Source organism: Neisseria sp. 23W00296, from assembly GCF_044772855.1.
In the GTDB taxonomy this organism is placed as follows: domain Bacteria; phylum Pseudomonadota; class Gammaproteobacteria; order Burkholderiales; family Neisseriaceae; genus Neisseria.
Map to the genome: position 1 here is coordinate 432,142 of NZ_CP173024.1, position 17,365 is coordinate 449,506.

Below are 17,365 nucleotides of genomic sequence, written 5' to 3' on the forward strand. Positions count from 1 at the left end.
TTCGTGTGGGCCGCCGTGTCGCACGGTCAGCCGTCTTTCACAAGCGCTTGGCGGGGAGTTCGCAGCCGTCCGGTCCGCAACGGCGATGCGCCGGCGACACGAAGTCCCAGATCGACACCCCAATCATCAAGGCCAGGCCGACGTACATCAGGTTCGCCGTCCACCAGTTGCCGAGCAGCCAGACCGTGGCCGCAAACACGATGGCCGGGCCGATCATGCCGAGCAGACTGCGCAGCCATTGCCGATGACTGAACCAACCCAGCGCGTTCGCCAGGAAGGCCAGCGCGGCAAACAGCGGCAGCAGGCGGCTGATGAACAGTCCCTCGTACTGGCTCAAGAAGCCCAGCCCGATGGCCGCGCCGAAGCTGGCGAGGGCTGGAAAGCAGGCGGCGCAGCCCATCGCGGAAACGACGCTGCCGAGCGCGCCGGTTTTATCGGCAATGCGTGTCATCAGTCCCATGAAGCGGCTCTCGCTGTTGTCGTTGGCTTGCTGGCTCACTGCTTGACGCTGGACGGATAGCCGGCGTCTGCGGTGGCCTTGGTCAGCTTCTGTACGCTGGCCTTGGTGTCGTCAAAAGTGACGACGGCCTCGCGCTTCTCGAAGCCCACATCGACCTTGCTCACGCCTTCGACCTTGGAGAGCGCTTTCTTGACTGTGATCGGGCAGGCGGCGCAAGTCATGCCGGGAACCGCTAGCGTGACGGTCTGGGTAGCGGCCCACACCGGGGCAACAGCGGCGGCGAGGGCAAGGGAGGCAAACAGTTTCTTCATGATGAACTCCTGGTTAATAGAAAAATGGAACGACATAGGGAAATCCAAGCGCGACCAGGACCAGCACGGCCACGATCCAGAAAATCAGCTTGTAGGTGGCGCGCACCTGCGGAATCGCGCAGACCTCACCTGGCTTGCATGCCTGCACGGGCCGGTAAATCCGCTTCCAGGCGAAGAACAGCGCCACTAGCGCCGCGCCGATGAACAACGGTCGATAGGGTTCCAGCACCGTCAGGTTGCCGATCCAAGCACCGGAGAAGCCCAGGGCGACCAGTACTAGCGGCCCCAGGCAGCAGGTCGATGCAAGAATGGCGGCCAGCCCGCCGGCGAAGAGCGCACCGCGCCCGTTTTGTGGTTCAGACATACGTTGGCCCTTTTGAATTTGGATTGGATAGCGTAACCTTACTTCCGTACTCATGTACGGAGTCAAGCGATATGGAAAATAATTTGGAAAACCTGACCATTGGCGTTTTTGCCAAGGCGGCCGGGGTCAACGTGGAGACAATCCGCTTCTATCAGCGCAAGGGCCTGTTGCGGGAACCGGACAAGCCTTACGGCAGCATCCGCCGCTATGGGGAGGCGGACGTGGTTCGGGTGAAATTCGTGAAATCGGCACAGCGGCTGGGGTTCAGTCTGGACGAGATTGCCGAGCTGTTGCGGCTCGACGATGGCACCCACTGCGAGGAGGCCAGCAGCCTGGCCGAACACAAGCTCAAGGACGTGCGCGAGAAGATGGCCGACTTGGCGCGCATGGAAACCGTGCTGTCTGAACTCGTGTGCGCCTGCCATGCACGAAAGGGGAATGTTTCCTGCCCGTTGATCGCGTCACTACAGGGCGAAGCAGGCCTGGCAAGGTCAGCTATGCCTTAGCGTGCTTTATTTTCCGTTTTCTGAGGTGCCCCCTACTTGGCCGCTGCTGATTTCGGTGACAACCCGCCTCTGCCGTTTGACTGGCCGTTTGATCCGAAATCATGGAGGCCGGAAGATCGGCGCAATAATCTGATTCGCGCCGGAGCCCTAATTGCTGCCGAACTGGATCGCATGGAAAACTGATATGGTTACCCATAACCGCTGACGTTTTATTTTTGCTTTTGCAGTGTAGAATCGCGTGTTTATCACAAACACGGAAAAGGCATTATGGGTAACTCAAATACCGAACACAGTAAAAAACTGAGACGGCAAAGTTCAGAAAAACGGGTTCAGCGTGTTTTGGATGAAGGCGGGTTGAGACTTTTTGCCCTGTTGGAAAAAAAGCATGCGGACGTTTTTAGACGGCTTGAAACAAGAGGCATGACTAAAAAAGCGGCACTGATTCATCTGATCGAGTTTTATGAGCAGCACCATAATGATGAGAAATAATAAATCAGCTTATTTATGTCAACCTGTTAAGCTAGGCTCATTTAAGCCAATTTAGCAACTTTTGTAATCCTGCTTTCCATACTGGCTTATAAAGCATACTTTTTTAAGACACATTTACAATGGATATAATCCTAGAGTTATTCCGGCCATTTGCAGAATTTTTTGCCCTGTTGGTCATATTACTGGCTCACTTCTTCTTGCTGTTAAACGCAAAAAGACAACTTGATGAAAAAAACAGAAGCAGTACCTATTACCTAATTTTGGTAATTGCTATTGGGACAGTGCAGATACCTACTCTGACTTACCTGTACTCCCAAAAGGAATTACTTTTCCAAAGACTTATGGGATATGCTTTTGTAGTGTGGAGTACACTTATTACTTGTAATGCAGCAGTGCTTCTAGTGAAAGACTTTTCAACAGGTAGTAAAAACTAGACGTTGGAGAAAATTTCCGAATGCGCAAATCATTTAAAAATCTGCTTATCGCTAACGCTATTGTGATTGCTTTTGTCTTCGGGGTTTGGTTCGCCGGGAAAATAAATCCGCCACGGGATTTTTGGGAAATACGGTATTTGCTCTTAGGTGTGGATGGATTGATTAATAGCTCGGATGATGCCGAAATGATTTCTTTCCATTGCTCCGAGCGTGCCAAACTCTATAAGCGGTATGCCGATATTACTTGGGGACAAAATCCGAAATGTCCGAAATAAACAAAATCGCCCGTATCTACTGCCGGGTCTCGACGGAAGAGCAGGATCTGTCCCGCCAGCTCGGATTGAAAAAGTGGGCCGAATCGCGCGGCTTCTATGTGGCCAAGATTTATGCCGAGAAAGCCAGCGGCCGCCATGCCGACCGGCCGCAGCTTTTGGAAATGATCAGAGACCTGCAGCCCGGCGAAATCGTGATTGCCGAGAGCATGGACAGGTTGAGCAGACTGCCGCTGGCCGAAGCCGAGGCGCTGATTGCCCAAATCAACAGCCGGGGCGCGCGCCTGCTGCTGCCGGAAGTATTGGATTTGCCGGCCATCAGGGCAGCAGAGGATAGTATGGAATCGATTGTATTCAAATCCATCCAAGACCTGCTGCTGAAAATCCTTTTGAAATCGGCCAGCGATGATTACGAGATGCGGCGAAGCCGTCAGGCAGCAGGCATCAGCCGGGCAAAATCCGAAGGAAAACAGTTTGGCCGCAGGGTCAGCCAGAAACGGGTTGACGATATCGTCAGCTGTCGCAGACAAGGCCTGTCGATCAGCCGTACAGCTAAAATTCTGGGATGCAGCGAAGCGACGGTCAAACGCATCTGCAAACTGGTTGCAGACGGAAAATACACCGTATCAAAGGCATAGTGCTTTTGCTAAAACTGTCGCAGTAGTAGGCCATAAATTTCAGGCTGCCCAATCATTCAGGCAGCCTGAAAACAAAATATGCGGATGTTTACTGCCTACGGCCGTTCGGCAATATCCTTATTGGGGCGGAAACACAGAGACTGGCGTGTCTTGTCGCAGTTGCGCGAAGTAAAGACATACCGCTGGGAAGAGTACTTCGGATAATCCGGGTTGCGACGGATATAACCCCATTCCAGCATCTGCTGAATCGATGTACCTTTGTCATAGCAGGTAACGCAATGGTTGCCGAAACGGTCTCCACCGCCGGTTTTTGCGATAACTTTGTCGGTATTGCGGTTCAGTTTCTGAACACCCTTATCGACCTTGGTGGCCACCTTGTTCAGCGGGTTGTCCGACCAATTGACGCTGCCGTCGGGATTGGTCGAACAGGCTGCCAAAAGAACCGCAGGCAAAAGAACAAAAAGCAGTCGTTTCATCATGGATCTCCTTATCCGGCCTGACGGCCGTGGTGTTGGTGAAACATTTCCTGGACAAAACCGTTGTCCAAATGGGTGTAGATCTGCGTGGTGGCGATACTTTTATGGCCGAGCAGAATCTGCACAAAGCGTAGGTTGTGGGTTTTCAGAACAAAGTGGGTGGCACATGAATGCCTGAGCCTGTGCGGTGTAATGTATACGTCTTCGCCGAAGCAGGCTTTCACCGTTTTGCGCAGAGACAGCCGAATGCTGCACGGGCGTAACTTCTTCCCGCCCCGTCCGATGAACAAATGGTTGGTCTGGACATTGACCGCCGATGCCGAACGCTCTTTCAAATAGCTGCGGATGCGCTTGGATACCACATCGGTTATCGGTACCAGGCGGGTGCGCTGTCCTTTGCCCGTTACCCGTATCTGGCGGTTGGAAAAATAAATATCGGTCATCAGCAGATTGCTGGTTTCGGAAATACGTAATCCCGAATAGGCCATCAGTTCGAAAATGCACAGGTTGCGCAGATACATCCAATGCGGCTGCTTCGGTAAGGGTGGCGGATTGTCGAGCAGTTTGTCCAGCAGCGACATATCTACTGATTTGGGCAGCGTCTCCGGCAGTCGTGGCAGCCCGAAGCGGAAACGGTCGTAAGACAAATCCAGTATGCCGATGTTGACTAGGTAACCGATAAAGCTGCGCCAGGCACAAATATAACGGCGGATAGTGGTCGCTTTCAATTCAGGATTGTCCGCCTGTTTCATAGTGATCGTTTCCATCATCACGATTTCAGTACAGGCAGCCTGAAAATCCGCAATTTTATGTTTGGCCGCATAACCATCAAGCAGCGACGCAAACTGGCGAAGATTGCTGCGGTAGCCCTCAATGGTTCCCTCCGAAAAGCAACGGGAACGGCAGTTGTCTAAAAAACCGTTGATATGTTGATGCAGCTGTTCTGAGATGTTAGACTTTAACATAATGCTTTCCTTATGAAAAATTAAAGAAAGGCGGCGACACCGCCGCTATGCAGTCTAAAAGCAGCCGTTTTTGCTGTCAGCGGCTACGGAATCAGTTCAGATTGGAAGTGTAGGACTGGTAAGGGTCGGAACGGTTTGGAACGGATGCCTTAATACGGGATTTGGGCGTGGCCGAAACCGCAACAGTTTTACCCGAAGATACCGCGTGGGGTTCTTTTTCCCGGCTCTTAAATTCCCGAAACAGCGCTGAAACCTTATTTACATAGTTCCGGGTTTCAGCAATCTGCGGCACACGGTAACCCGCTTTAACCACACGGCCGGGACCGGCATTGTAGGCGGCCAAAGCCAAATCCGTTCGGCCAAACTGCCCGTACATTTTGCGCAGATAGCGCGCACCCGTACGGATAGATATTTCGGGGACAAACAGATTGGACGGGTTGATATTCAGTCCCCGTGCCGTCCCCGGCATAACCTGGGTCAGTCCGGCAGCCTGTTTGGGCGAAACTGCCCTGTGGTTGTAATGGCTTTCATAGGCGATCAGTGCTTTAAGCAAGGCCGGCTCTACCCCTTCCTGTCGTGCGATCCGTTCGATGGTTTGATGGTGCGTCCAGTAGTTTGCCACCATTGTCCGGCAGGCAGCCGATTGGGAGCGGCCTTTCAGACAGTCGCTGACATGGTCGGCCGAAGCAGCCTGAAAAGGGAAGGCTGCCAGCAACAGCAAACAGATGCAGGATGGAAGTTTGGCCATCTTGGTTTTTTCCGAAGAGTGTATGGATAAAGGAGTGGGCAAATGGATAGGCATACCAGTGAATTTATCGAACAAATGAACCGCGATACCAATCCTATGTTTCAGCATGAAGTCACTAATCTTTGGCATAGTTTTGACTATGCTGCCAACAATGGCGAAGATGTTATTCAGGTGCTGAAACGGAATAAAGGATTAAGGCGGTTTGTTATTTTCGTGCTGTCATTGACATTGTTAATCCATATCCTTAATTAGGAGATGATCGTGAAAACCCACCGCATTCTGCTGATTGGCGCATTACTCTGCCTGGCTGTTCCTGCTGCTGCGGATTCCGTAAAGGACAAAGTGGACTTTGTGACCCAAATCTACAGTGTTCCGATTGGCAGTAGGGAGCTTGGAAATGTGCGTTTCAGCAAAGAAATTCAGTTTCTGGAAAAGCGGCGCGATTGGATTAATTCGCGCCCGGGCAGTCTTGGTTTGGATTGCGAAGCATTTTCTGAAATTATTCCTGGGAATGCTGGTATTGAGCCTGACTTTTTTAAGCACCCAGTAAAAGTTACCGCACTTCACAATGGCCGGATTAGGGCTGAATTCTTTAACGCAGGGGAAAAAGAACAAGTGGATCTGGCTGTCAGCTGCTCGAAAAAATTTTGTCAGGTTGATGACGTGTTTTATCGAGGAGTGAGTTATAAGAACAGTTTAAAGCAATGCCGTTAGCTTGTTTATGCTTAAAAAGGCTGTGCTGTCAGGCACAGCCTTTGTTGCAATTATTTTTTAGGATTGTTTGGCATACGCACAATTGTCGGTGTCATGCCGTGATAGTGTCTGCCCGGATAGATACTGTTTTGCACAAAGTCGGATACCCATGCCCCCTTTCCACCATTGGCTTTTTGCGACCAAATGGCAGCATGACCATGAATTCCACCTCCGTCTTTTGTTTTACCATGTGCAGCAAATGACAGTACATCTCCGTCACGGGGTACATAGTTCTGATCATAGGGAACTTTTTTCCAGCCAAACCGTAATAAATTATTTGCAACATCTTTACCATGTCCGTATATCGGTATGCCTTGTGCTTGTAAGCCGTTATTCACATATTCGGCACACTGCCCATGACTTGTAGCATGGGCATGCGTCAGCGCATAATTTGCAGCAGCAGATGCCTTAGGTGCACTGGGCTGGCCATTATTCGATGCGGGATGTGATTCGCTTTGCAGTTTGTGTCCGATCACTTTCTCAATCGGCGTACCGTCAATAGTACGGCTCATATCATTCGGGTTGAATGTTTTCATCCGCTGCAGGTTTTTTTCCATCTGCTTAATGTCGTCGTTCATCTGTGGATCAAGCCCTTCGGACAAACCGGTACTGCTCCTTTCCTCTTTGCCCAATGCCCTGCGCAGGGTTTTACCGCCGCCGAGTGTGGCAATATCGGTCGCACCAAGGGTGTAGCCCAATACTGCTTCTCCATACTTCCCCTCTTCCCATTGTTCGCCTGCCATATCCCAAGTCTTGAACGCATCGACTAAAGCATAATCGCCTGCTTTTTCGGCCACGCTGCGCAGGTTGTATTTCTCGATAACCTGGTTATTGAAATCCACCATCTTTTTAAATTCGTTATAGTTGTGCGTCATAAGTTTCCGCTCGTCTTCCGGTGACATGTCTTTCAAACTGCTGGCCGCATGACCAGGGTCACCGTAAGCGGATTGGTTAAGCCCGAACAAATCGTTGCGCAGATTGCTGTGATCGATCGGATTGGCAAAGGCACTCTTGGAAAGATTATCGGTTGATATGGCTTGGTCGATGGCCGAGCGGTTGGCATGCGGCATATCGTGCCTGTGCTGTTCGACAGCCAAAGCACCATCCGCCATTTGCGCATAGGCTTGGGCATGGCCGGCCGGATTTTCTTTGGCTAAACCATGGATGGCGGCATAAGCGGCGGAACGCTCTCCAGCGTTGGGCGAAGAAGCAAGGTTCGCCAAAGTAGAGAAATAAGATGCCGCATTGCCCGACGCGTCATGCAATTTGGCGGCCGCACCTTGGTCATATTGGGCAGCGGCATTGGCACCGCTTTCCAACTGGTGGTGCGCGTCGTAAGGATTCGCGGACAGCAGTGCGGAGAATGCTCTCTGATCCAGCCTGGTACTGAATCCGTTACTGAGGGATTCACTGCTGGCCTGGCTTAAGCTGTATGAACGTTCGCGAGCATCACTCAACTGTTGCGTAATGGAGTGGCTCAATTGTTGGCTGTCCATTGTGCCGTAAGCCGTTTGAATACCTTTGGTACTGCCAACATTTTTTCCTTGACTGTATGCGTGGGTCTCACCATTACTGTCTGTATAGGAGACATCACTACTGACGGTTCCGTTGGCCCCTACGCTTACCGCACCATTGGCAACGCCTGCCGAACCGCCTGCGCCACCTTTTGCACCCACAACAAAGTTTTCTCCTGTCCGAACCACGAGCTCTCCTGCATTGGCAAAGCGGACACTACTTTCCCCATTGTTATTCTTGACATACAGTATCCCGCTTTGGGTAACAATGCCGTCTTGACCGATTTTCGCCAATGTCGTTCCATCGGCCGCCCCTTGCAGCATCTGTATTTTTGCTGCCTCTGCCTGCATCGCGGTATCGACATAGCTGCGGTCGGCCTGCAGGTTAATTTCGGCATGGTGGTTTGCGTTGGCATCGGAAACACGATGCATCTCAAATCCGGCCGTAGTCAGCGGTCCGGCAGCCGAACTGTTGGCAATCATGCGGCTCATGCCGATAACTTCCGACTGATCGAGCGGTGGGGTGGCTTTGGTTTCGTCTACATAGTCTTTGCCCACCATATTCGCCCGCTGTGCCAGTTGTACCAGCCCGTAAACCGAACCGGATAGCAGTGACAGCATGATCAACGGCGTCGAAGCCATCATGGTGGAGGCCGAGGCAAGCATATCTTGTGTACCGTCAAAGATGCCTTGGATGACGGAGGGTGAATACACCTGCAAAGGGTTGTCCGATGCAGAGATAGTCATAATCAGCTCGCGCATCCGGTTGTTGTAGCTTTGCAGCATGTAGTAAGCAATCGCACTGTTGAGTGGTAACCAGGAATTGACCCAGGCGGCAAACAGCAGATAGCTGCTCAGAACCCGGATACCGCCCCAACCCATAACCAGCACCACAAAGATGATGATCGGCGACATCACGATGTAGATGAACATCAGGATGTTCATGCTGTGTCCCATAAAGTTTTGGTAGAGCGAGGCTTCGCCGGCGGCATCCACCGCCGCCCGGTTGCGGGCTTCGGTCATCATATACGCCTGCCGCGCACAGGTGGTGTCGCTGCCGCCCAGGCACTGCTGCACGATGTGCGAGAACACCATATTGGCTTCGATTTCGGCGGCATTGACCGCGTTGTACGCCGTAAATGCCTGTGCCAGTGCCGTCGGCTGCATCTCGCCCCTTTCGATTTCGCTGCGTACCATTTTCAGCAGGATGTCGGGATCGTTCACACCCATTGCCGCTGTGCTGCGCGAAGCGTTGCCGCCCGCTGCCAGTGCCATCGCCGAGGGCAGTTGGTCCAATTCCTCTTGGACTGACTTATAGCGCTGCGCCAAATCGGTGGTACTGCCTTTAACGCCGGAAAGGTTGCGGCTGTTGGATGCGGCCACCGCAGTGGGCGAGTAATCCTTGCCCGGCAAGTTGGCCACCTGTTTGAGCATCATCAGCGAGATGATTTTGCCCGCTTGGTCGCAGCCGACCCTGCCGATAACCGGCGGTGCGCCTTCTTTTTCGCCGGGCAGCGCAATATTGGTTACACCGCTCTGGTGGCCGCGTGCCAGTACGTTGAAGATGCCGCCTTTTTCAGCGTCGCCCCAACGGTCCGACCAGTTGCACACCCGTGAAGCATTGGCCAGGTTGGCCAGCAGCAGGACATTGTCCGGGCCGGAAAACTGGTTGCGCAGGCGCAGCACGGTTTTAAGCGGACTGAAATAGCCTTCTGCACCGTGGGTCAGGATGCCGCCCTGCGGTGCTGCGGTGGACGGGCCGGACAGCGAAGAATCGGGCAGCACCTGCATACCGGTGTCGTAGATGCCGGTTAATTTCTTGGACACATAGGAAAACAGTGCCAGTGGATAGGCCACACCAACCGGCACATGGTCGATTTTGCGCACACCGACCGCACCGCCGCTACTGCCGCCGCCCGCATCGTAGTAGGAAGCGATCCAAACGGGAGTTTTCGGGATAAACATAGCCGCCACCAGCACAATCATCAGGAAGTTATTGCCCGGCTGCATGGTGCGGCGGGTAATAAACTGTCCCAGCATCGCGCACAGGGCGAGTACCGAACCCAGTACCAGCAGGCTGATCAGCGGCGAACCGCTGCCCATGCCGTTGAAGAACATGGCCACCGCATTCAGCCCTTTGGCAATCACATCGACATCGCCCACCACCCACAGCGTCATAATTTCCGAAGGGGCATCGGTATCGACGCTGTCTGGCAGTGCATCGGCGTGTGCGGCAGCGGCGGCGGCCAGCATCAGTAACGGCAGCCACAGGCGCATCAGGTGTTTTTTGGGGGCTGCAGGCAGCCGGAAAAGATCGGAAAATCGGAGCGGGGCGGACATGGTTTCTTCTCCTGTTCGGGCAGCCTGAAAACTGTTTTCAGGCTGTCTGCATGTCAAAGCGGGGCTTCTTTTTAGGCGGTGCGTTTTGTCTTACTGCCGTTCGTTGCCGCCGCTGTTGCCGGTCAGTGCCACCGCACCGGCGACGGCGGCGGCAAAATTCTGCTGGGCGGCCGCGCGGTAGCTGCTTTCGCCATAGCGCGCGGCTTCGGCTTCCAGTTTGGCCAGCTGCTGTTTCTGCGCGGGCGACATGGCGACGATTTTCTTGCCGCTGCCGGTGATATTGGCCGAATAAGCGATGGAAACGGTACGGTTCATTGCAATGACCAGTTCGGCCGCCATCTGTTCGCCGTACAGCCGGGCAGCGGCATCGGCAGCCTGAACGGCAGTTTTCGGACCGGCCTTGGCCGCACGGCTCAGTGCTTCGGTGGTTTCCCTGGGCAGACGGTCCAAAAAGGCTTTCTGTTCGGCAGTCAGCGCCTGGGTGTTGTCGGCCAGATAGGACATCAGCGAACCGGCTTGAACCTGCACCGCAGCCGAATCGCCCATCTCGTTACTGTCACCGTAGGCGGTTTGTTTGCCGATCAGCATGGTCAGGATGTAGCGGTAGGTTCCGGGAAAGGTCGAATCGGCAGTTGATACCTGCTGGCAACTGTCGGCCTTGGCAGGATTGAAGTCTTTGCAGCGGTACTGCGTCAGCGGCGTATCGGTTTTGGCACCGTAGACCACGTTTTGGAAGGTCCAAATCGGTGCCAGATCTTTGTCGGTTTTCTGTTCGGAACCTTTGACAAACTGTCCGCCGGATGCGGAAGAAGAGGCATCGGCTCCGGTCAGCAGAATCTGTGTGCCGTACAGACTCATCGCCATTTCCAAAAATGCCTGGTCACCGCCGTAGGGGCGGGTATCGACGGCCGGTTGGGCGCCGTTACCGCCGAATACGCCGGTTGAAACTAGGGTGTTCATCATGTTGTTGCCGTAGTCGGTGGATTTGTCGGCAGCATCGTCTGCTCGGTTGGCGTTTTTGCCCTTGTAGCTACGGCTGTCGTTGGCTTCGGCAAAGTCTTTGGCCGCACCGGATGCGGCGGCGGAAACCGCTTCTTCGGTTGCTTTGCCGTCGTCGGCTGCCGCCGAGGGATTGCGAAGTCCACGAACGTAATCAATGGCTGTCGCACTCAACTGACAAGTATTTTTTGCCTGACTATTGATTTTAGTTGTCCAGTCCTGCAATTCAGACATAATGTTTTGGCAGGGAGGGCACAGGTTGTCTAGGGCAATCTTGGCCGCGTACCCGGTGCCGTTGGCAATAATGGCACGGATCAGGTCTTTCATATTCTTCTCGGAAATCATCGAGAAGCTGCCGAAATAGGCATCAATGCCGCCGCATCCGGCCGAAAAGCGCGGCGGATCGAATGCCATTACATGGAAACTGCGGACCGGCGTACGCAGCGACATCCCGCCGAGCGTGCCGCCGTAGTTGCCGTTTACGCCGCCGGATGCGGGTGCGGTACTGTTCCACATCGCATCCATGCCTTTGCCGATGTCGGATCCGGCGGCAGAAGCGGCAGCAGGTACCGCCCACAAAGAAGCAGCCAGCACGCAGGGCAGTACGCGGGCTTTCAGGCTGCCTGAAAATGTTTGGCGTCGGGTATTCATACGTTTTCCTTTACATCCGGTTGCGGATCAGTCCGTTGAGCATTTTGACCAGCTCGTCGGGGTTTTCGGGGTTGCGGATTTGGCGGCGGGCTTTGGCAATATCCTGTGGAGTCAGCACGCCGCGATCTTGCAGTTTGGCCAGATCAGTCAGTTCGGGGGAAGCCAACTTCATATCGATAGCAGCCAGCACGATTTTGTCTTCCAGCTCCGATTGCGACATCGCACCGTGGGCGACAATCGCCATCTGCTCGGGTGGGGCAGCCAGCACTACTGCCGGCGTCAGCTTGATGCCTAGCGCGCGGGCACGGCTGCCACCCAGGTCGAAGCGCAGATTACCGGCAGTCATACCGCCGATAATGCCGCCGTCGGTGCTGATATAACGCACCTGCAAGCCGTATTTTTTCGCCAGCATCTGTACCACGGCATACTGGCTGTGGCAGAAGCGGCATTTGGAATCGAAAAACAGCCACAGCCCGGCCTTGCCGGACAGGTCGCGAATAATGCCTTCCTTCGCTTGGGAGATTTGCGACAGGGCCTGTGCCCGCGCCATCGAGGCAAGCGGGAAGCGTACCGATTCGTCCAACATCGGATCGTTGCGTACCACGCGCTCTGAGGCGTCGGCGAAATTCATCGACATGTCCACCATCAGCCGTGACATGTATTTGTAGGCCCGCACGTTCTCGTCGGTGGGATTGGTAATCGCACGATCAAGCAGTACCGGCAGTTGGGCGCGTACCCAGGCCGCCGAAAACGGTTCGGGGGCAGCCTGAACGGATGGAGCCGATGCGGGTGCGGCAGGCATGCTTTGCGCTTGGGGCGGCGGCGGCGGTTTGGGTTTCGCTACGGGTTTGGGCGCATCATCCTCATACCACAGCCAGCCCTGCGGTTTGGCCTTGCGGTAGGCATCGGCCGATGCCTGGCCGCCGGCCAGCAGCAGACAGGCGGCCGACAGGCAGAGTGCAGTGCGCAGATACGGTATCCGTTTCATACTTGTTTTTCCTTTTCAGCGCTGCGGTAGGGTGTCGTTGACCGGTTTTTTCCAGTCGAAACTTTTGGGAATGGTGGTGTGGGTGGTTAGCCACGATCGCACCTGCGATCGCACCTGCTGCTGCTTGGCGGCCGGCAGCGCAGCTACCGCTTTTTCGGCCTGGCGGGTGTAGCGTTTGTCGGCAGTGGCCGCCAGCATCCACCATTTGGCCGCATCGGCCGGATCGGCATCGCGCAGTCTGTCGCCCCTTCCCTGATACTGTGCCAGTGCCACCATCGCACCGGTATGCCAGCGGTTGGCTGCCTGCAGCAGCAGCGGATAGGCACGGTAGGGGTTTTGCAGGCCTCCGCGCCCGTTGAGAATGAACATCCCGTAACCGTACAGCCCTTCCGGCACGTTGGCTTTGGCGGCGCGCTCCCAGTATTCGGCTGCCGCCGCTTCATTTTTCGCCACACCGTAACCGCGCTCCAGTATCTGCGCGGCATAGACTTCCGCCGGCCAAAATACGCGTGAAGACACCTTGCTGCGGTAATTCTCGGCAGCCGTCTTAAACAGGCGCAGTGCTTCCGCGCCGTTGGCTTTCATGCCGCTGCCGTAGTAGTACATCAGCCCGAGATTGTAGGCGGCCAGATAATTGCCGCTGCCGTCTTTCAGGGCAATACGGTAGGCTTTGGCGGCAGTAACGGTATCCGTTCTGCCGGCAAGTCCGGGTAGGCGTCCGGTATGGGCAAGATAGCCGTACTGCACCGCCGCCCAGCGGTTGCCGCCGTTGGCAGCGTTTTTCAGTTCGAGTACGGCGGCGGTATCGCCGTTTTCCGCACGCTTGGCCAAAGCCAGCGCATAGTTTTGGTCGTTCTGCCAGAGCTGTTGTTTTGAGGGCTGTCTGTTCTGCGTGCCGCCGCTGCGTGCGCCGTGCAGGCCGCCTTTGCCGAAGGCACGCTCCTGGTCGTTTGCCGCTGCCGGCATGCCGACAGCCAACAGCAGGAAAAACGGCAGCAATTTCTTCATCGTCGTCATTTTGGCTTCTCAGTTGAATTCGCAGCAGTCCACCCAGCGCCACAGCAGGTAAACCGCGTCCGAATCGTTTTCGTTGGCAATCTGGTCGCTTCTGCCGTTTGCCCAGGCGAAATTGCTCGCACCCAGCCGGTGTGCGCCTTTGCCGCCGACATTGGCAAAATCGGCTACCTCTCCGCTCAACTGGCCGAATAGGCTACCTTGATCGATACCTGCATCTCCTTGATTCTGCGCCCCCTGATCCGATTCCGGATAGGGAAACAGCATTGATGCCTTGAATTCGGATTTGCTCGGATACGGTACCGGAACCGGCATGCACAATGCTTTGTCTCCAACCGTCGAAACGGAGGCGTAGCCACCGGTGCGGTTGGATACCATCAGCGAGCGGTTGAGAATGGTGGAAGTGCCGATAATGCTGTTTTTGGCGGCCGACATCGAACCTGCGGCAGGCAGGTTGTTATCCATACAGCCGCCCAGCCAGTAGGCGGTATCGTCAACCGGTCCCCAGCCGATTCCGGTGGTGTTGGCAATGCAGGAAGCACTGTGTGCAGTCAAATCAGCCAGAGGTTGATTCATCATCCGGCTCAGTCCGGCCCACTCGGGATACAGCAGGTTCATATATACGGGATCTTTGGCAGACCATACCGGTTGGGATACGGATGTCTCCAGATTATTTCCTTTGTAAAAGCAGCGCGGATCCCAGTTGTAGGGATTGAATGGAAACGACCAACTGTGAAAATGGCGGAACGAAGTCCCATGTGGTTTATACGATTCTCCGGCCGGCTGCAGGGTGGTTTTCCCCTGCATCAGACCCGACATCTGTGCCATCTGTTGCAGCATCGGTTTGACCGATTCGCCGTACACCGGCGAGCAGGAGGCTTCTCGTACCACCTCGACAAAGCGGGTCGGCAGCCACATGCCGCGCGTATAGCCGTATAGGGCATACGGGTCTTGGCCGCATTTGCAGGTCGACTGGGTGGTTGCCATTGGCGGGGCGGGCACATCGCTGCCCTGCACGGTATCGTTACCCATAATGCGCAGCGGAAATGCCGAGTCGTAGTTAAAATTCATCAGCGCGTCGTAGCCGGCATTGGAGCAGGTGCGGCCGCTGTCTTTACTGCTGCCGGATGCGCCGCCCGATCCGCCGGATGGTGAAGATACGGACGGGGCGGCTTTCAGGCTGCCTGAAAATAGCAGGGCGGCAGCCAGGGCTGCGACGGTATGGCGGGAAGCATTCATGTTTTGTCCTCAATCGGCAGGCGGGGCGGAAACGATGCGCCAAGCTGTTCCCTGTTGTTGCAGATAACTGGGCACGGTGCGCAGCCCGAGCCGCTTGACCAGGGTCGGGTTAAGCGGAAAAGCGGACGGTACGGCTCCGGCCAGCCTGCCCAAACGGGTGTAGAGCACCACTGTCTGCGGCCGCTCGCGTACGATGCGCTGTGCGTAACGCACTTGCCGTTCATCGCGCCCGTCCACCACTACCAGCGAGCGGTTGCCCTGCGGGTCAAGTGTCAGTACATTGAAGCGGCTGCCGCGCGGATACAGCACCCGTCCGCTCTGCGGATCGCGGATGTCGAAACCGGTCAGCGAATAAGGGGTGTAAAGGCGGTTGGAAACTTCCCGTACGGCAGTCAGATCCGTGCTGCCTTCGAGCTGCTGCGCGGCGGATTGCGCCGCCTGTTTGGCTGCGCCTTTCCAGTCGAAACGCGCGGCCGCCGCTTTGATGATTTCGGTCTGATCGGGTTCGGATACCCGCCACTGGCGGCTCAGACGGCGGTTAAATTCACGCCTTTTTACCGCTGCGACAGCCCCGTCCAATGTGCCTGCGCCCTGCACCAGATACCATTTGCCGCCGTCGCGGTGCAGTACCGCCGGAGCATAGGCAATCCGGTAGCGGCGGAAAGCGGCGGGCAGCACCATAATCTGCGGCGGATTACGGCGTGCAGCCGGCGGCAGCTTGCGCATCAGCGCTTCGGCATAGGCAAACGCGCTGTCCGCACCGCCGCTGCCCCAACCGCGATACAGGAACACCGTGCCTTTTCGTCCTGCACCTTGTGCGAGCAGTTTCAGCAGTTCTGCCTCGGGTATGGCGCGGGAAACGAACACCACGGTGTCGGCCTGTGCCAGCTGTGCAGCCATCGGATTCTGACCCTGCGGCAGCAGCATTTGGCGGTTTGCCCCAAACATGCCGGCTGCATTTTCAGGCTGCCTGCCCGCAACCAGCCCCATCTCTCCGGCCAGTTCCCGGGCGCGTGCCTGCTGTCCGGCCAGTCTGCGTTGCAGGTCAAAATCATCGGCTGTTGCGGTTGCGCTAAAACAGCAGACGCAAGCGGCCGCGAACCAGTGAAGCCGGATACGGCCCCCAGTAGCGGGAATCCCAGGAATGCACTTCGCTGCCGAATACAAAAATCTCATCCTTACCCAACCTGTATGTCTTGTCCCAGTAGTCGATCGGTTTGTCCAATTTGGCTGCTCCGTAGGAAACATCGGTCAGCAGATGGCCGTTGATATAGACCTGCCCCCGCTCAATGCGCACTTCGTCGCCGGGCAGCCCCGCCACCGTTTTGCCGATGGGGCGGTTGTCGGCGATCACTGGCTCCATACCGCGTGCCGGAAACAGAATCAGGTCGCCGCGCTGCAGTAGCGGCTTGGGCTGTTTTTTGTCAAACCAGTAAAACTGCCACGGCAGGCAGCCCGCCTGCTTTTTCTCGTACATCAGCGCCCACCGTTCCTGCAACAGCGGGCGTGCCTGCCAGGCCATTGCAGTAACAGCTGCGCCCGAGAGCATGACCAGCAGGCGGGTGCGCAGCGGCGGTAACGGTTTTTTGCTGCTCATCAGTCCAGCGAACTGCCCAGTGCGGATGCGGCCGGTTCGGCCGGAAGTGCGCCGGGAAGGTTTTCAGGCTGCGTTGCGGCAGGCAGTAGGGATGTGGTGCCGCCGGCTGCCGGCAGCGGCTGCGCCGCTGTAATGTCCGGCGTCAGGCGGATGCCCAGCTCTTCGGCCACCTGTACCGTGGCATCGGCGCTTTCAGGATAAGTCAGTACTGCCGATTTGCGTACAATCAGCCGTCCTTCGCCCGCCATCGCATCGAGTTTGGCCTGCAACCCGCCCAAGCGGCTTTGCAGACGCTGCTGTACTGCTGCCGGATCGCCGCCTGCACGGGTGTCGGCCAGCGCTTCTTGGAGATAGGCGGCGGCCAGTCGGTCGGAATCGACCACCGTAATCCGGTTTGCATGGGTGGGATACAGGCTGCGGTAGAAGCTGTAGCCGCCCATCAGCAGCGACAGCAGCAACAGGGTGCCGGTCAGAAAACCGCTGCCTGTGCCGGAAGCAGACGGGGGATTGGCGGTGGGCGCGGCAGGTTTTACGGTTGCGGAGTGTTGTTCGGATTCGCTCATGACGGATTCCTTGTCTGGTTGGTTTTTCAGGCGGCCTCTGTGTT

At 55.8% G+C, this 17,365-nt stretch carries 20 protein-coding genes; 6 read left to right on the forward strand and 14 right to left on the reverse strand.

The annotated features are described in order from the left end of the window. Positions 1-37 precede the first annotated feature (37 nt). Genes merC through ACG2K1_RS02340 form a run of 3 tightly spaced genes read right to left on the reverse strand, consistent with a single transcriptional unit; the run spans position 38 to position 1,135 of the window. Complete coding sequence (merC, locus tag ACG2K1_RS02330; RefSeq protein ID WP_001340589.1) at positions 38-460, reverse strand: organomercurial transporter MerC; 423 nt, start codon at positions 458-460, stop codon at positions 38-40. Between the two features lie 35 nt (positions 461-495). After that, positions 496-771, reverse strand: a complete 276-nt coding sequence (merP, locus tag ACG2K1_RS02335; protein WP_000732292.1) for a mercury resistance system periplasmic binding protein MerP — start codon at positions 769-771, stop codon at positions 496-498. Between the two features lie 13 nt (positions 772-784). Next, positions 785-1,135 carry a mercuric transport protein MerT gene (locus ACG2K1_RS02340; RefSeq protein WP_001294663.1) on the reverse strand — a complete coding sequence of 117 codons (351 nt, stop codon included), beginning with the start codon at positions 1,133-1,135 and terminating at the stop codon, positions 785-787. A gap of 71 nt (positions 1,136-1,206) precedes the next feature. On the opposite strand from ACG2K1_RS02340, the gene merR reads away from it, so the two are divergent. From merR to ACG2K1_RS02360, 4 genes are all read left to right on the forward strand, one after another. After that, a complete protein-coding gene (gene merR / locus ACG2K1_RS02345) occupies positions 1,207-1,641 on the forward strand; it encodes an Hg(II)-responsive transcriptional regulator (protein WP_000429836.1) in 435 nt (144 codons plus the stop codon). A 267-nt stretch (positions 1,642-1,908) separates the two neighbouring features. Further along, a complete protein-coding gene (locus tag ACG2K1_RS02350) occupies positions 1,909-2,130 on the forward strand; it encodes a hypothetical protein (RefSeq protein WP_395428246.1) in 222 nt (73 codons plus the stop codon). 454 nt (positions 2,131-2,584) lie between these two features. Next, complete coding sequence (locus tag ACG2K1_RS02355) at positions 2,585-2,839, forward strand: hypothetical protein (protein WP_395428245.1); 255 nt, start codon at positions 2,585-2,587, stop codon at positions 2,837-2,839. Next, a complete protein-coding gene (locus tag ACG2K1_RS02360; protein ID WP_395428243.1) occupies positions 2,827-3,474 on the forward strand; it encodes a recombinase family protein in 648 nt (215 codons plus the stop codon). The genes ACG2K1_RS02355 and ACG2K1_RS02360 overlap by 13 nt, the downstream gene beginning before the upstream one ends. Before the next feature lie 95 nt (positions 3,475-3,569). On the opposite strand, the gene ACG2K1_RS02365 is transcribed toward ACG2K1_RS02360, so the two are convergent. The 3 genes from ACG2K1_RS02365 to ACG2K1_RS02375 form a co-directional block, all read right to left on the reverse strand. After that, a complete protein-coding gene (locus tag ACG2K1_RS02365) occupies positions 3,570-3,953 on the reverse strand; it encodes a hypothetical protein (RefSeq protein ID WP_395428241.1) in 384 nt (127 codons plus the stop codon). An 8-nt stretch (positions 3,954-3,961) separates the two neighbouring features. After that, positions 3,962-4,915 (reverse strand): tyrosine-type recombinase/integrase, encoded by a 954-nt coding sequence (locus ACG2K1_RS02370; RefSeq protein WP_395428239.1) that lies wholly within the window; start codon positions 4,913-4,915, stop codon positions 3,962-3,964. Positions 4,916-5,006: 91 nt separating this feature from the next. Then, positions 5,007-5,663, reverse strand: a complete 657-nt coding sequence (locus ACG2K1_RS02375) for a lytic transglycosylase domain-containing protein (RefSeq protein WP_395428237.1) — start codon at positions 5,661-5,663, stop codon at positions 5,007-5,009. A gap of 42 nt (positions 5,664-5,705) precedes the next feature. On the opposite strand from ACG2K1_RS02375, the gene ACG2K1_RS02380 reads away from it, so the two are divergent. Both ACG2K1_RS02380 and ACG2K1_RS02385 read left to right on the forward strand, forming a co-directional pair. Then, complete coding sequence (locus tag ACG2K1_RS02380) at positions 5,706-5,915, forward strand: hypothetical protein (RefSeq protein ID WP_395428235.1); 210 nt, start codon at positions 5,706-5,708, stop codon at positions 5,913-5,915. A gap of 9 nt (positions 5,916-5,924) precedes the next feature. Beyond that, entirely contained in the window at positions 5,925-6,377 is a 453-nt protein-coding gene (locus ACG2K1_RS02385; protein WP_395428233.1) for a hypothetical protein, read from the forward strand. A 50-nt stretch (positions 6,378-6,427) separates the two neighbouring features. Here the strand turns inward: ACG2K1_RS02385 and ACG2K1_RS02390 are convergent, their stop codons facing one another. From ACG2K1_RS02390 to ACG2K1_RS02425, 8 genes are all read right to left on the reverse strand, one after another. Further along, positions 6,428-10,270: a conjugal transfer protein TraG N-terminal domain-containing protein gene (locus tag ACG2K1_RS02390; protein WP_395428231.1), complete on the reverse strand. Its 3,843-nt coding sequence runs from the start codon at positions 10,268-10,270 to the stop codon at positions 6,428-6,430. 90 nt (positions 10,271-10,360) lie between these two features. Beyond that, positions 10,361-11,920 (reverse strand): conjugal transfer protein TraH, encoded by a 1,560-nt coding sequence (locus ACG2K1_RS02395; protein WP_395428229.1) that lies wholly within the window; start codon positions 11,918-11,920, stop codon positions 10,361-10,363. A gap of 10 nt (positions 11,921-11,930) precedes the next feature. After that, the gene (gene traF, locus ACG2K1_RS02400) at positions 11,931-12,908 is read right to left on the reverse strand and encodes a conjugal transfer protein TraF (protein WP_395428227.1); all 978 of its coding nucleotides are present in this window, start codon (positions 12,906-12,908) and stop codon (positions 11,931-11,933) included. A 15-nt stretch (positions 12,909-12,923) separates the two neighbouring features. Beyond that, positions 12,924-13,916 (reverse strand): tetratricopeptide repeat protein, encoded by a 993-nt coding sequence (locus ACG2K1_RS02405; protein ID WP_395428225.1) that lies wholly within the window; start codon positions 13,914-13,916, stop codon positions 12,924-12,926. A gap of 18 nt (positions 13,917-13,934) precedes the next feature. Next, positions 13,935-15,161 carry a TraU family protein gene (locus tag ACG2K1_RS02410; RefSeq protein WP_395428223.1) on the reverse strand — a complete coding sequence of 409 codons (1,227 nt, stop codon included), beginning with the start codon at positions 15,159-15,161 and terminating at the stop codon, positions 13,935-13,937. Between the two features lie 9 nt (positions 15,162-15,170). Next, positions 15,171-16,109, reverse strand: a complete 939-nt coding sequence (locus tag ACG2K1_RS02415; RefSeq protein ID WP_395428221.1) for a TrbC family F-type conjugative pilus assembly protein — start codon at positions 16,107-16,109, stop codon at positions 15,171-15,173. Between the two features lie 124 nt (positions 16,110-16,233). Then, entirely contained in the window at positions 16,234-16,758 is a 525-nt protein-coding gene (locus ACG2K1_RS02420) for a S26 family signal peptidase (RefSeq protein WP_395428219.1), read from the reverse strand. Then, entirely contained in the window at positions 16,758-17,321 is a 564-nt protein-coding gene (locus ACG2K1_RS02425) for a hypothetical protein (protein ID WP_395428218.1), read from the reverse strand. The genes ACG2K1_RS02420 and ACG2K1_RS02425 overlap by 1 nt, the downstream gene beginning before the upstream one ends. Positions 17,322-17,365 lie beyond the last annotated feature (44 nt).